The 13,721-nt window shown below is 57.7% G+C and carries 12 protein-coding genes; 7 read left to right on the forward strand and 5 right to left on the reverse strand.

Translation table 11 applies throughout. The features are described 5' to 3' along the window. Window positions 1–58: 58 nt before the first annotated feature. The gene (locus tag AACH73_RS10890; protein ID WP_338734956.1) at window positions 59–1,045 is read right to left on the reverse strand and encodes an NUDIX domain-containing protein; all 987 of its coding nucleotides are present in this window, start codon (window positions 1,043–1,045) and stop codon (window positions 59–61) included. 74 nt (window positions 1,046–1,119) lie between these two features. Here AACH73_RS10890 and AACH73_RS10895 point away from each other — a divergent pair, with 74 nt between their 5' ends. Then, window positions 1,120–1,323 carry a hypothetical protein gene (locus tag AACH73_RS10895; protein ID WP_338734957.1) on the forward strand — a complete coding sequence of 68 codons (204 nt, stop codon included), beginning with the start codon at window positions 1,120–1,122 and terminating at the stop codon, window positions 1,321–1,323. Between the two features lie 70 nt (window positions 1,324–1,393). Beyond that, entirely contained in the window at window positions 1,394–2,014 is a 621-nt protein-coding gene (locus AACH73_RS10900; RefSeq protein WP_338734958.1) for a carbonic anhydrase, read from the forward strand. Between the two features lie 17 nt (window positions 2,015–2,031). Here the strand turns inward: AACH73_RS10900 and AACH73_RS10905 are convergent, their stop codons facing one another. The 4 genes from AACH73_RS10905 to AACH73_RS10920 all read right to left on the reverse strand — a co-directional run bounded on the left by AACH73_RS10905 (window position 2,032) and on the right by AACH73_RS10920 (window position 6,123). Then, entirely contained in the window at window positions 2,032–2,961 is a 930-nt protein-coding gene (locus AACH73_RS10905) for a glycoside hydrolase family 16 protein (protein WP_338734959.1), read from the reverse strand. Between the two features lie 467 nt (window positions 2,962–3,428). After that, complete coding sequence (locus tag AACH73_RS10910) at window positions 3,429–4,208, reverse strand: ATP-binding cassette domain-containing protein (RefSeq protein ID WP_338734960.1); 780 nt, start codon at window positions 4,206–4,208, stop codon at window positions 3,429–3,431. Then, window positions 4,205–5,023: an ABC transporter permease gene (locus AACH73_RS10915; RefSeq protein WP_272739638.1), complete on the reverse strand. Its 819-nt coding sequence runs from the start codon at window positions 5,021–5,023 to the stop codon at window positions 4,205–4,207. The genes AACH73_RS10910 and AACH73_RS10915 overlap by 4 nt, the downstream gene beginning before the upstream one ends. 8 nt (window positions 5,024–5,031) lie before the next feature. Next, window positions 5,032–6,123: a putative urea ABC transporter substrate-binding protein gene (locus AACH73_RS10920; RefSeq protein ID WP_338734962.1), complete on the reverse strand. Its 1,092-nt coding sequence runs from the start codon at window positions 6,121–6,123 to the stop codon at window positions 5,032–5,034. Between the two features lie 216 nt (window positions 6,124–6,339). Here AACH73_RS10920 and AACH73_RS10925 point away from each other — a divergent pair, with 216 nt between their 5' ends. The 5 genes from AACH73_RS10925 to atzF are packed head-to-tail and all read left to right on the forward strand — an operon-like array spanning window position 6,340 to window position 13,698. Beyond that, entirely contained in the window at window positions 6,340–6,837 is a 498-nt protein-coding gene (locus AACH73_RS10925; RefSeq protein ID WP_338734963.1) for a CopG family ribbon-helix-helix protein, read from the forward strand. 40 nt (window positions 6,838–6,877) lie between these two features. After that, window positions 6,878–7,687, forward strand: coding sequence for an urea amidolyase associated protein UAAP1 (locus tag AACH73_RS10930; protein ID WP_338734964.1), 810 nt, complete (start codon window positions 6,878–6,880; stop codon window positions 7,685–7,687). Window positions 7,688–7,692: 5 nt separating this feature from the next. Next, window positions 7,693–8,307 (forward strand): urea amidolyase associated protein UAAP2, encoded by a 615-nt coding sequence (locus AACH73_RS10935; protein WP_338734965.1) that lies wholly within the window; start codon window positions 7,693–7,695, stop codon window positions 8,305–8,307. Continuing rightward, window positions 8,300–11,923 (forward strand): urea carboxylase, encoded by a 3,624-nt coding sequence (gene uca, locus AACH73_RS10940; protein WP_338734966.1) that lies wholly within the window; start codon window positions 8,300–8,302, stop codon window positions 11,921–11,923. Before AACH73_RS10935 ends, uca begins: the two co-directional genes overlap by 8 nt. Continuing rightward, on the forward strand, window positions 11,923–13,698 hold the full coding sequence (atzF, locus tag AACH73_RS10945; protein WP_338734967.1) for an allophanate hydrolase: 1,776 nt from the start codon (window positions 11,923–11,925) through the stop codon (window positions 13,696–13,698). The genes uca and atzF overlap by 1 nt, the downstream gene beginning before the upstream one ends. The last annotated feature ends 23 nt before the right edge of the window (window positions 13,699–13,721 follow it).

Genomic DNA, 13,721 nt, shown 5'->3' on the forward strand with positions numbered 1-13,721 from the left:
GCGAAAGGGACGCGACAGGGCGCGCCAAAATCGCCCGAAAGGGGAAATTCGTCAGCCGTCAATCGAACGACCGCTCATCTCCCTCCGTCAGAAGGTACTCCAGCATCAGAAAGTGGTCCTCAAACATCTGAGAGCGCATAGTCAGCGCCTCCTCCGTGCTCACCCATTTTAGGGCAGCCGCGTCATCTCCGGCTCGAAGTTCATTCATCGTCTGCCCCGTCAGATCAAAATAAAACGCATGGGTCACAGTGCGACCCCTCGAGCTACGGCTCGGATCATCAAAGACGCGGTTGCGGACAAGAGAGGCTTTCGCCACTTCATACGGGAGATCTAAACCGGTCTCTTCCCGCAACTCTCTGAAAGCGGCCTCAAAAAGCGTCTCATCGGCATCAAGAAATCCGCCGGGCAGCGCCCACAGACCTTTTCCCGGCATGCCTCCTCTTTGGATCAGAAGTACCTTGTCGACACACTGAATAAGGATATCCGCCGTTACAAGAACGGGAGGATAGGGCGCAGCCACCCAGCTCTTTCTGTACTCAGAAATATAGCATTGCTCCTGCCAAAGCGGAGCGCGCATCTCAGGACTTAAAGACTGATCGCATATCTGTCCGACGGCTTCAGAAACGTACTCAAAGGTGCCTGACTCAAGCAGTCGGTTTTTGGCCATCTCCATTTCCGACAAATTCGGTGCAGCCACAGCTTCCACCGAGCCACCCGACCAGTCCTCTTGGAGGAACCGGCCATAGGCGTCATCAAAAAGAAGGATATCTGCCTCAGGCGCAACACTGACAAACTGCGCATGTCGCGCCTGCCGACCCAGCACCTCTTCGATGGCAATGGCCTCAAACCCTGCCACCTTTATCATGGCTATCTGCTCTTCAGCGGTGAAAGGGTAACGATGCGATCGGGGCGCATTGGCCCCTATGATACAGACCTTAACATCAAAGCCTGCCTCACACTTTGCTTTCAGCAAGGCCTCACAGCGCAGGGTCAGAGGGTGGAAACGTCCAATCACCAGACAAACGCGCGTCAACGGCAGCTCCATTGTAGATCATAAAACACTTGCCAGAGCCCACTGGGGGATTAGACTTCGCCCTGCCAATGGCCGGGGGAATGACAATGCAGGACTCATATAAACCTACAGCCCATTTTGATGCGGGGAAATTCATTATCCGGTTGTGTGAAACGCTTCTGGGTCTCGTGGGCGCACTCACATTGATTTTATATTTTATGACGGGTTCTCTGTCCGCGGCGGGGCAAAAGGCCGATGCCGGTCTGGCGGCCATTGGTGCGCTGCTGGCGTCGGTGGCAGGTAACCCTTAGCCCAAAAGGACTTGACCGGGATGCCTTCGGCTTCTAATGCGCAATGCGTTGCGTAAGGATCAAGGCAGACATGGTTCAACATCTTATCGAAAACAACCGCCGCTGGTCCCTCGAAAAGACACGCGTTGATCCTGACTTTTTTTCGCGTCTCGTTCGTCAGCAACACCCGGAATATCTGTGGATCGGCTGCTCAGACTCACGCGTTCCGGCGAACGAAATTGTCAACCTCGATCCCGGCGAGCTTTTCGTACACCGCAACGTGGCCAATCTCGCGCCCCAGCAGGATGCGAACTATCTGAGCGTGCTGCAGTACGCGGTCAATGTCCTGAAGATTAAGCACGTCCTTGTGGTCGGTCATTATGGATGCGGCGGCGTGCGAGCCGCGATTGAATCCACAGACCACGGTCTTATTGATCACTGGCTGTCGCCTATTCGCGACGTTGCGCATGATCACCGCCATGAACTCGAGGCGTGCGACAGTCAGGACAAGCGCGTTGACCGCCTGTGCGAACTCAATGTGATCGCCCAGGTCCGAAATGTTGCTACCAACCCCATCATTCTGAATGCCTGGCGTGAAGGCCAGCCGGTGGCGATCCACGGGTGGGTATATTCCATCGCCAACGGACATGTCACAGACCTCAATATTTCCGTGCGCAACCTCGTTGACCGCGAACGCGTTTTCGATATCTGACGGACAACGCGTTTGCGTCAGGTGACCTTTTTGTAAGCGCGAATATAGTCCACATACATGTAGGATGGGTTTGGCGTGTTCGTGATCGGCCATCCGCCGCCCAGAGCAAGATTTACGAGGATCATCATCTCATGTTTGTGGGTGTCGGGCGTCTTTGTGCGCCACGTTTCAGCCCCATCCAGATAGAAGATGATCCAGTCGGGTTCGACCGATACGCCCCAGACATGGAAGTCAGTTGTAAGGCTATTGGCTCTGACCGGGATCTGAGTATTCCAGAAAGGGCTTATCTGGGTTCGATCCTTCGGCCAGACGGTGACGGTAGAGTGATAGATGTCATTGAACTGTCCATAATACTCCAAGACATCGATTTCGAGGCTCGGATCCTCGAATTGCGGCGGGATCATGCTATCGAGCCAGAACGCGGGCCACACGCCCTCGCCTGACGGCAGTTTGGCCCGCATTTCAAAATAGCCGTACTGCTGCTTGAACCCGACATTTTTAGCGTCCACGCTCGCAAGAAGGCCGGACTCCCATTTTCCGTCTGGCCGCTTTCGCGCCTCAATACGTAAGATGCCGTTTTCGACGGTGAATGGAAATCCCGCGACCGGGTCTGCAAAAAGCGCGTCACCAAAATCACCGTGCCAGGGGGTATGTGCGGTCCACCTTGTGCCCGGGCCGTTGGCAGAAACGTCGAGCGCGTCGAACTCATCATTGAAGGTGAGGGTATAGCCCGGCTTTTCGACCGCGCCAGACGCAGGCGTGGACGATGACGAAGAGGCGCTCACGCTGGCAGATGAGCTTGTGGAGGCTGTTGAAGAAGCGGAGGAGGCAGGTACGGCCGTGGCGGGCGTAGAACCGCCACCTCCACCGCCACAGGAAGCCAAAACGCAAGCCATCAGAGCGAAGGCCGTAGTGAAACTTCTAAAAACGAAGCGGGTACGCGACATACTGTGCCTCTTGTGAGCGCTTTTCGGTTCTTGCCGTTACAAAAGCCGAAGGGAAGGCGTGTACCCAAAAGATCGCCTTTGTTCCGCTTACACATACACATAATATAGTTGTCAAATCCCTGCCGGACGCACCTCGCCTCTGGTGCGATCAGATCCTGAGCTCAGCGAGCCGTGACAGGTTCTGATCCTTGCTTTGCAGGGGTGGCGTGTTCAGCATTGTCGCCGGTCTCAATGCGGCCTTTCCTCATAGACGGCTTTTGTCACCGATAGAGGCTGCGCGGCTTCAGAAAATGTTTCGTCCTAAAGCTTCGGTAAAATAGCCTTTCCACGCCGGTGATTTCGCAGCGCTCTAGCGGCCAAAAATCCCCTGCCAGACCCGTATCATCAATCTCATCAGGTCTTGTATCAGGCTGAGGCGGGAAAACTGAAGGCCTGAGAACGCCGCCTTTTCGTCACTGGACATAGGGTTAGACCTCATCAGAGGAGGGCAGAAGAAGTGTGGTCACGTCGAGGGGAACGGGCTTCGTCTTATCGGGGGTGACATCGCTGATGATCCCAGACCCATACCGGTGGGGGGCGTGAGGGTCGTGGCGGCGTTTATCGACCTTGATGACACGGGTAGCGAGCTTGAAGGCCTCCTGGAGATCGTGGGTGACCATCAAAATGGTCAGCCCGTGCTGCGCCCAAAGACGCAAGATGAGATCGTGCATCTCAAGCCTGATCTCAGGATCAAGGGCGCCAAATGGCTCATCAAGGAGTAGGACGCGCGGATGCTTGACGAGTGCCTGTGCAATAGCCAGTCTCTGCTGCATCCCCCCGGATAAGGCGCTCGGATATATGTTGAGATTATGCTGCAAACCGACGGCCGTCAGCATATCGGTCGCGGTCTGAATGGCATCGCGTCGTGCCTTTCCATAAAGCCGGCCAAGAAAGGGGGACTTAGCGAACTCCAGGCCCAGGAGCACATTTTGCAATGCGGTCAGGTGCGGATAGACGGAGTAACGCTGAAAGACCACACCGCGATCGGGGTCGCACTGGGGCAAAAGGGCTTTGCCGTCGAGCATCACCTGCCCGCGTGTTGGGGCTTCCTGGCCTAGCGCCAGTCGCAAAAAGGTACTCTTGCCCGCACCTGAGGGGCCCACAATAGAGACGAAGCTTCCCTCAGAAATAGAGAGAGACACACGCTCAAGTACGATCTTTTCACCGTACTCGACCCAAATATCCTTGAAGGTGAGAATTTCGCTCATTTGCCCTTCCCATGATACCAGGGGAAGACTTCGCGACTGATACCACGCAGGATGACATCCATAAGCAGCGCCAGAAGGGCAATCCACGCCACGTAGGGCAGAATGATATCCATCGAAAGATACCGTCGCACCAGAAAGATGCGATAGCCAAGCCCGACATCAGAGGCGATCGCTTCGGCGGAGATTAAGAACACCCAGGCCGGCCCCAGCGACAAACGCAAACTGTCGATAAGGCGCGGCAAGGCCTGAGGCAAGGCCACACGCAGAGTGAGCTGCCAGGTACTGGCCCCCAGGGTCTGCGCTTTTAAGATCTGTTCGTTAGGAAGTGCCGCCACATGCGCGGCCAGATCGCGTATCATTAAGGGCGCGATCCCCACGGCGATCAGAACGATTTTTGAGGTTTCGCCCAGGCCAAAAACGATGAACAGGATGGGCAAGACGGCGATCGGCGGAATGACGGCTATGGTTGCAATGATTGGCGCCAATGTTGCGCGTACAAGGGGGACAACACCCAAGGCCAGGCCGAGCACGAGCGCCACCACTGTGGCAATCCCGATCCCGACCCCCAGGCGCTGCAGACTGGCGATCGTATCGGATAGGATAAGCACCTTGCCCGTCAGCACATCAGGATGAAATGCGACGCGCGACAGGCTTTCGCCCATCTTGTCCAGCGTAGGCAAAAGCTTGTCTGCCGCATTGGCGGCACTGCGCTCTGCCGCCGCCTGGACGTAGAGGAGAAAGATTGCGATCAGGGGCAGCGCGCCCAGCATGAACGCGGCCCCCTGCCCGGGCTTTATGTTGATCAGGCGACGCATCAGTGCGCTTACAAGGCGTTCTCGGCCGCCAGCTTCGTCCATGTCGGGTCGAAGCGGAGCTTGATATTGTCAGAAGACCCAAGCGTCTTGCCTGGCAGAGAAATGCCAATAGCATCGACGGACGATGCACCGGGACCGAAGAGGCCCTGAGAGAAGCTGAACTGGCGCACACGGTCCATTATGGTGGCAAGTTGCGGATCCTCTATGGCTTTCAGGGCATCTTTCGGTGTGTAGTAAAGGAAGGTTGTAGACAGCTGAGACTCGTAGTCTTCGGGCGTTGCACCCGCAAGGCTCGCCATCGCAGCGCGCGCCGCCGCACCTTGCGGCGTCTTCGCGGCCATAAGAGCCAGGGTTTCGTACCAGATGCCTGTCAACGCCTTACCTAAATCAGGCGTTGCGGCCAAAAGCGCGGTATCGACTACGAGAAGATCGAGGATCTCACCGGGAATTTTGGAAGAATCGAAGATTAGGGATGTGCCCTTGGTCTTCTTCAATTCGCCAAGCTGCGGATTCCATGTTGCCACGTTCTGCACGTCGGCAGAGGCATAGGCGCCGACAATGTCGGCATCTGACGTATTCACGGTTTTGACGTCGGTCATTTTCAGACCGGCAGATTCCAGTGCGCGCGCCAGAAGATAATGCGAGACTGACAGTTCAACGAGATTGACACGCGCCCCCTTCAGATCCGCAACCGTCTTGGCGGATTTGGCGACAATGCCGTCATTTCCGTTAGAATAGTCGCCCACGATAACGGCCGTGGTATCCTTGCCGCCAGCGGCGGGTATGGTCAGAGCATCCATACTCGCAACCGTGACACCGTCGAGCTTGCCTGCCGTGAACTGATTGACCGATTCCACATAGTCATTGATCTGCAGGATATTGATAGTGAGGCCGTACTCGTCCGCCCACTTCTTCACGATCCCCGCCTGCGCCGCATAGGGCCAGGGCATCCAGCCCGCATAGATGGACCAGCCGATAGTAAACTCGGTTTTTCCGGTCGCTTTCTTGGGCGCGTCCTTTGGCTTGCTGCAGGCAGCCAGAGAAACCGCTGAGGTGGTGGCAAGAAGTCCCGCCAGAATTATGCGTCGAGAAATGGTCATCTGTATCCCCTCAAAGACCGGTGCAAATTCACTCTGGATCTCAGCGCTCGTCCATCGTCAGATGTTGCGCCGCACCAGAGCTATTGAATGCCGCAAAACAATCCACAGTCCAAACACGAGATTGTAACGGATTGTAATTGTTATTTTCTTTCAAAGTCTGTCGTTATGGAATATTACGATTTACAAATTTCGTAATAACGTATAGGGTGTTCGGCCATGTCTGAAACCGAGACCGATCATCTGGCCCGGCTCAGCATGAGTCTGCCCGGTTCGCTGCTCGATTCTTTCGATAAAATGGTGGCTGATCGCGGCCTGCCGTCCCGCTCCAGCGCCATGACCGAACTGATCCGCGGTGCCGTTGCTGAACACGCTGAGCGCATGCGCCCGGACGATGTCGTGGCCGGGACTGTAACGCTTGTCTACGCCTCTGACTCCGGCATGGTTCGTCACCGCGTGGCTCAGAAACAGCGTGATTTCCTGAAGGAAGTCATTTCTTCGCAGCACGTTTTTCTTGAGAACGATCAGTCTCTTGAAGTCCTTCTCGTTCAGGGCCCCCCCTCGCAGCTTGACGATCTGTGTGACGCCTTTCGACGAATCCGCGGGATGGTACAGGTCAAGCTGGTAACGACGGCGGCGCTGCTTCCGCCTCTTCATGATCACCTGGCACCGGACATCGCGCCACCCACATCACCATCGGTGGCCAGGGCAGGATAGGCCACGACCACTTTCGCTATCTGATTATCAAGGATACTCGATGACTACCGCCGATCCGAAAGGGGCGCGTGAGCACGCACGTGCCCAGGCTGGCACGCGTGTCGCGGCCATGCCGACCCTACCCGCAACTGCAGAGGATGTGCCTGAGGGCGTACGCGTTGTGTGGGAGGAGACCCTCGCCAGCGGCGGCTATAGCGCCAAACGGCTCTCGCGCGGCACGCGGCTGCGCCTCATTGATCTGGACGCAGATGGGTGTGTGTCGATGCTCGCTTTCAACGCCGAGATGCCCACTGAGCGCCTCAACATCGCCGATACACTAAAGGTTCAGTGGAACGCCTATATCAGTGAAGGCAAGGTCCTTCTGTCCGATCTGGGGCGCGTTATGCTCTCGGTCATGACGGACACAGCTGGCACTCATGACGCCTTTTGCGGGGCCTCCAATCAGGCCTCTAACGCCCGAAAGTACGGCCAGGGATTTAATCACAGCCCCTACCCCAATGCCCGTGACCGTTTCATGCTGGGCGTCGCCAAGTTTGGCCTCTCGCGCAAGGACGTCCATCCTTGCCTCAACTGGTTTAAAGGCGTGAAGGTTGAGGAAGATGGCGCGACCACGCCACAAATAGGCCCCTTTACAGCGGGTCGGCAAGTGATCCTGCGCGCCGAGATGGACCTTATTGTCGTCTTCGCCAACACCCCGCATGTTCTGGACCCTCGCGACGGCTACCACGTGACGCCCGTGCGCGTGACCGCGTGGAAAGGCGAGATCACACCTGAGGATGATGCGATCCGAACCTCTACGCCTGAGGCTCTACGCGCGTTTCTCAACACTGAAGACTATTACGCACGGTGACCAGCATGTCCGAGACCATCCTTTATGACGAAATCGTCGATGCCCTCGCCCCCTGGATACATAAGGTGAAGGCGGGACAGCGTCTGCGTATCATCGACCTGGAAGGCAATCAGGCGGTCGACTTCCTCATCTACTCTGCGCTTGATGACGCCGAACGTTATAGCGCACAGGACACCATTGCCGCGCAGGGCAATCTGTTCCTGCGCGAGGGCGCGCTGCTTTTATCCAACGAAGGCAATCCGATGATGCGCATTATTGCCACTTCGGTCGCCTATCATGACACAATCGGCGGCGCGTGCTCATGCGAGTCCAATACGCTGCGTTACGGGCATCACACCAAGTCCCAGCATTCGTGCGTTGATAATTTCCTGACTGTCAACGCAACCGCCGGACGCGGCAAACGTGACATGGTGTCAAACATCAACTTCTTCATGAATGTGCCCGTTGAAGCCGACGGGACCTTGGGGATCGTGGATGGGATTTCCGCTGCCGGTCTGACTGTGGACCTGGAAGCGCTCATGGACGTCGAAGTCGTCGTCTCCAATTGCCCGCAGATCAACAATCCCTGCAACGGCTTTAACCCCACCCCCATTCGTATGGTCATTACCCAAAATGTCTAAGCCACTTAACGCCGGGCCTTTGTTCACTAAGGTACTGATTGCCAACCGTGGGGCAATCGCGTGCCGTATCATACGCACGCTTAAACGCATGGGTATCGGCTCTGTAGCGGTATTCAGTGACGCCGATGCCGGATCCTTGCATGTCGCTGAAGCTGACGAGGCGATACATATCGGGCCAGCACCTGCGCGCGACAGCTATCTTAATATCGACGCCATCCTCAAGGCGGCGCGCGATACTGGCGCACAGGCGATCCATCCGGGCTATGGATTTCTGTCGGAAAACACCGCCTTTGCCGAACGCTGCGAAGCGGAAGGTATCGTTTTTATTGGCCCTACAACCGATAACATCCGCTCTTTTGGCTTAAAGCATACCGCGCGCGACATGGCGCAGGCTCTGAATGTTCCCCTGGCGCCAGGCACGGACCTTCTGACAGATGAGGAGGCCGCGGTTTCCGCCGCCAGCGCTATCGGATATCCCGTCATCCTCAAGGCCACCGCTGGCGGCGGCGGCATCGGCATGAAGGTCTGCACGCGTGAAGCTGAGGTACGGGAGGGCTTTACCACCGTTGCCCGCCTCGGCGCAGGGAATTTCGGAGATGGCGGTGTATTCCTCGAACGCTATGTCGCCGTCGCCCGTCACATTGAAGTGCAGGTTTTCGGCGACGGACAAGGCCATGTTATCGCGCTTGGCGAACGCGATTGCTCTTTACAACGTCGCAACCAGAAGGTCGTCGAAGAAACCCCGGCACCCGGTCTTTCCGCCGCCACGCGTCAGGCGTTGATTGACGCTGCCATCCGTCTGATGTCTTCTGCCCGCTACCGGTCGGCAGGAACGGTAGAGTTCCTTTATGACGCAGATCGCGACGAGTTCTTTTTCCTTGAGGTCAATACCCGCCTTCAGGTCGAACACGGGGTCACCGAACAGGTGACCGGCGTTGATCTTGTTGAATGGATGATCCGTGGCGCCGCTAATGACTTCAGCTTCCTTAACGCCACCCCCCCCTCTGAGGGTGCATCGATACAGGTGCGCCTCTACGCCGAGGATCCCGTTGAGGGGTATAGGCCCTCGTCGGGCAGACTTATAGACGTGAAATTCCCGCAAGGGCCACGCGTCGATAGCTGGGTCGTATCGGGCAGCGATGTCAGCGCCTATTACGATCCCATGCTGGCAAAGCTGATCGTCACCGCGCCTGATCGCGAGACGGCCGCGAGTGCTCTGTCAGACGCCCTTGACCGAACGGTTCTGGCGGGCATCGAAACCAATCTCGATTGGTTACGCACGGTCGTGCGGTCTGAGGCCTTCGTCAGCGGCAAGGTCTCAACCCGCGCGCTCGACAAGATCAGCTACAGGCCAAATACGGTCAAGGTCCTGTCTGGCGGCCCGGCGACCACGGTTCAGGACTATCCGGGCCGGCAGGGCTACTGGGACGTCGGTGTGCCGCCATCCGGGCCTATGGACTCGCTGGCGTTTCGCCTCGGCAATCGCCTTTTGGGTAATAGCCAGGATGCCGCAGGGCTCGAATTCACGGCCGCCGGGCCCACTCTGACTTTCAATGCGGCAACGACACTCTGCCTGACGGGTGCAGCATTTGAAGCCACGCTGGACGGCGAGCCTGTGGCCTTTTACGCCCCATTTGCCGTTGCCGCGGGACAGACGCTAAAGATCGGGCGCGTTACAGGGGCAGGCCTTCGAGGCTACCTCCTCGTCAGCGGTGGCTTTGACGTCCCGACCTATCTCGGTAGCCGCTCAGCCTTTGTGCTGGGCGAGTTCGGCGGTCATGCCGGGCGCGGTGTGACAACCGGTGACACCTTGCACCTGAAGACCGCAGGTGATGCAGACAAAGGCGCGCTGGCGGAGGGCCTTCGCCCCCAACTCACCCGCGAATGGGATCTTCATGTCCTTTATGGCCCGCATGGCGCACCGGACTTCTTCAAGCCTTCCGACATTGAGATGATTACCTCAACCCAATGGAAGGTGCACTATAACTCCAACCGTACCGGCATACGGTTGTCCGGACCGAAGCCTGAATGGGCTCGCAAGGATGGTGGAGAGGCGGGATTGCACCCGTCAAACATCCACGACAATGCCTATGCCATTGGGGCCGTCGACTTTACCGGGGACATGCCGATCATTCTGGGCCTTGATGGCCCCTCCCTTGGCGGATTTGTGTGTCCTTTTGTCATCATTCATGCCGATCTTTGGAAGGTCGGGCAACTAGCGCCCGGCGACAGCGTGCGTTTTGTGCCCGTCGACGATGCCTTCGCGGTGGCGGCAGAAACCGCGCAGGATTTGCTTATCTCTTCGCTTGAAACGCCCCCCCCCCTCCCGGACTACAGGGCATGTGCATCTCCTGTCTTGCGCACAATCGCCTCGCAGGGTGAGCGTCCGGCCGTTGTTTATCGTCGTCAGGGCGATCGTCACCTTTTGGTGGAATATGGCCCTATCGTCCTCGACATCGAACTGCGTTTGCGCGTGCACGCCCTACTCATGGAAATCGAGGCCCTGAAACTTCCCGGCATTATTGACGTCACCCCAGGCATCCGCTCGATCCAGGTCCATTTCGACAGCCGCATTCTGTCCCAGTCGATACTGCTCGACGCGCTGCAATCGGCCGAGGACCGGCTAGGCACGCTCGATGATTTTGAAATCCCGTCGCGCATCGTCCACCTGCCTCTATCCTACGCTGACCCGGCCATTTATCAGACGATCGATAAGTACATCGCCTCGGTTCGTGACGACGCCCCGTGGTGTCCTGACAATATCGAGTTCATTCGCCGGGTGAACGGCCTTGAGCATACCGATGATGTCAGGCGGACCGTGTTTGATGCCCATTACCTCGTGATGGGACTGGGCGATGTGTACCTTGGTGCCCCCGTTGCCACACCTCTTGACCCGCGACATCGCCTTGTGACGACCAAGTATAACCCCGCGCGCACCTGGACGCCGCCCAACGTGGTGGGCATAGGCGGCGCTTACATGTGCATCTACGGCATGGAAGGCCCTGGCGGATACCAGTTGTTTGGCCGCACAATCCAGGTGTGGAATACCTACCGCCAGACAGACGCTTTCGTTGACGGCAAGCCCTGGCTTTTGCGCTTTTTCGACCAGATCCGCTTCTTCCCGGTCAGCCACGAGGAACTCACCGAGTGGCGGCGCGACTTCCCGCTGGGGCGCCGCGCCATCAAGGTGGAGGACAGTGTCTTCCGGCTGAAGGACTATCGTGCCTTTCTTAGTGACAATGCGGATAGCATCGGCGCGTTTCAAAGGAAGCGGGAGGCCGCCTTCCAGGCTGAGCGCGAAGAGTGGCAGGCACGAGGCGAATTTGACCGCGTCGCCGCCCTGACGGCCGACACCTCGAAAGACGAGGAAACTGAAGCCGTCATTGCCCCTTTAGGCAGCGAATTGATTGAGGCTCCCTTTGGCGGTTCGATCTGGAAATTAAACGTCAAACCGGGTGACGTGGTTGAGAAGGGCACAATCATCGCGGTGATCGAGGCCATGAAAACCGAATGCGGGATCGGTGCGCCCCATAAGGGCATTGTGCGCGCGGTCTATGTCGATCAGGGCAAGGCGATCGGCCCCGGCGCGCCACTTCTGGCCCTGGAGGCGGTCTGATGGGAGCAGCCCTTGAACGATTAAGTGCCCGCCATATTGCGCAGGCTGTGCGTAGCGGGCAGACGACGGCGTTGGCGGTTATTGAGGGGGTGATAGAGCGTCTTTCAGCCTACGACACCCTTCAGCCACAGGCCTGGATCAGTCGAGCTGATGGGGATACGCTTCGTCAGAAGGCCCGTGAAATCGACACACGCGTCGCGGCCGGAGAGCATTTGCCGCTTGCAGGCGTGCCGTTTGCGGTGAAAGACAATATCGACGCTTTAGGCTTTGAGACGACTGCGGGCTGTCCTGACTATGCCTATTGGCCGCCTCAAAACGCGCGCCTTGTTCAAAAAGCTTTGGACGCTGGCGCCATCTTGGTCGGAAAGACCAACCTCGATCAGTTCGCCACTGGCCTCAATGGCAGCCGAAGCCCTTATGGCGCCCCAAGATGCGTATTTAACCGGGCGTATATCAGCGGGGGGTCAAGTTCAGGGTCAGCGGTGGCAACCGCTGCCGGACTGGTGGCGTTTGCTTTTGGAACGGACACGGCCGGATCCGGCCGGGTCCCGGCCGCGTTTAACCACCTGACCGGCTTTAAACCCACAAAAGGTCGCTGGAGCACGACTGGCCTCGTGCCAGCCTGCCGCACACTTGACTGCATCAGCGTGTTTACCGAGGCTCCGGAAGATGCCGCGCTCATCGACGACGTCGTTTCCGGCTACGATCCGGGGGACGATTTTTCGCGTGACCTGGCCCAGATTGAGCACCCGATGCAACGTATCGGCGTGGCCGCACAGCTGAACTGGTGCGGGGACATCCACTCAGAATACCTCTACGCAAAGGCGCTCGAGCGGCTTAAACAGATGGGTTTCGACCTTATTGAGATCGACCTTGCCCCCCTGAGCGCGGCGGCGGCTCTGCTTTATTCCGGTCCCTGGGTGGCCGAACGCACCGCCGCGATCAAGGCGTTTCTCAAATCGTCTGCGGGTTCTATCGATCCTACCGTGCGCAGCATCGTCGAGGGCGGCCTGACCGTCAGCGCCGTTGAGACGTTTGACGGTATTTATCAGCTGGCAGGCTTCAAGCGCTATGCCGATCAGATGTGGGACCAGATTGATGCCCTCATGCTGCCGACAACGCCAACCATTTACCGCGTGCGTGAGATGCTGGCCCAGCCTTTTGCGTTGAATGCCAATCTTGGGCTCTACACAAATTTCGTCAATCTACTCGACATGGCGGCCATCGCCGTTCCCGCGGGCTTTCGCCCAAACGCAACGGGCTTTGGCATCACCTTCATGGGCCCGGCCGGCACTGATCGTGCCCTTTTGACGCTCGCCTCCCAGTGGAGGGGACACACCACCTACCCCGTACCCGAACTCGATCTCACTCAGGAATTTCGCATGGACACGATAAAACTCAGCGTCGTGGGCGCCCATCTTGAGGGCATGCCGCTACACTGGCAACTGACTTCGCGTAACGCTAAATTTGTTGAAAAAACAACGACGGCTAAGACTTACAAACTCTTTGCCATGGCAAACAGCGTTCCACCCAAGCCGGCCCTGATCCATGATGAGGAAGGCGCCGCCATTGAAGTTGAAGTCTATGAGCTCGATGCCGCCGCCTTCGGAAGCTTCGTTGCCGAAGTCCCGCCGCCTTTGGCCATAGGCACGGTTATGCTAGCCAGCGGCGAACAGGTAAAAGGCTTTGTCGCCGAGCCGCGCGCGACAAAGGACGCTGAAGAGATAACCGCGCTCGGCGGATGGCGAGCTTACATGGCAAAACTCAAAGGCTGACCTATCCATCGAACACTCACACC

The sequence above is a fragment of the Asticcacaulis sp. DW145 genome, assembly GCF_037101385.1.
In the GTDB taxonomy this organism is placed as follows: Bacteria; Pseudomonadota; Alphaproteobacteria; order Caulobacterales; family Caulobacteraceae; genus Asticcacaulis; species Asticcacaulis currens.

Bases quoted from the DNA above. Each gene is read 5' to 3' on its own strand.
- AACH73_RS10890 (WP_338734956.1), bottom strand. From the start codon at position 1,045: ATGGAGCTGCCGTTGACGCGCGTTTGTCTGGTGATTGGACGTTTCCAC.
- AACH73_RS10895 (WP_338734957.1), top strand. From the start codon at position 1,120: ATGCAGGACTCATATAAACCTACAGCCCATTTTGATGCGGGGAAATTC.
- AACH73_RS10900 (WP_338734958.1), top strand. From the start codon at position 1,394: ATGGTTCAACATCTTATCGAAAACAACCGCCGCTGGTCCCTCGAAAAG.
- AACH73_RS10905 (WP_338734959.1), bottom strand. From the start codon at position 2,961: ATGTCGCGTACCCGCTTCGTTTTTAGAAGTTTCACTACGGCCTTCGCT.
- AACH73_RS10910 (WP_338734960.1), bottom strand. From the start codon at position 4,208: ATGAGCGAAATTCTCACCTTCAAGGATATTTGGGTCGAGTACGGTGAA.
- AACH73_RS10915 (WP_272739638.1), bottom strand. From the start codon at position 5,023: ATGCGTCGCCTGATCAACATAAAGCCCGGGCAGGGGGCCGCGTTCATG.
- AACH73_RS10920 (WP_338734962.1), bottom strand. From the start codon at position 6,123: ATGACCATTTCTCGACGCATAATTCTGGCGGGACTTCTTGCCACCACC.
- AACH73_RS10925 (WP_338734963.1), top strand. From the start codon at position 6,340: ATGTCTGAAACCGAGACCGATCATCTGGCCCGGCTCAGCATGAGTCTG.
- AACH73_RS10930 (WP_338734964.1), top strand. From the start codon at position 6,878: ATGACTACCGCCGATCCGAAAGGGGCGCGTGAGCACGCACGTGCCCAG.
- AACH73_RS10935 (WP_338734965.1), top strand. From the start codon at position 7,693: ATGTCCGAGACCATCCTTTATGACGAAATCGTCGATGCCCTCGCCCCC.
- uca (WP_338734966.1), top strand. From the start codon at position 8,300: ATGTCTAAGCCACTTAACGCCGGGCCTTTGTTCACTAAGGTACTGATT.
- atzF (WP_338734967.1), top strand. From the start codon at position 11,923: ATGGGAGCAGCCCTTGAACGATTAAGTGCCCGCCATATTGCGCAGGCT.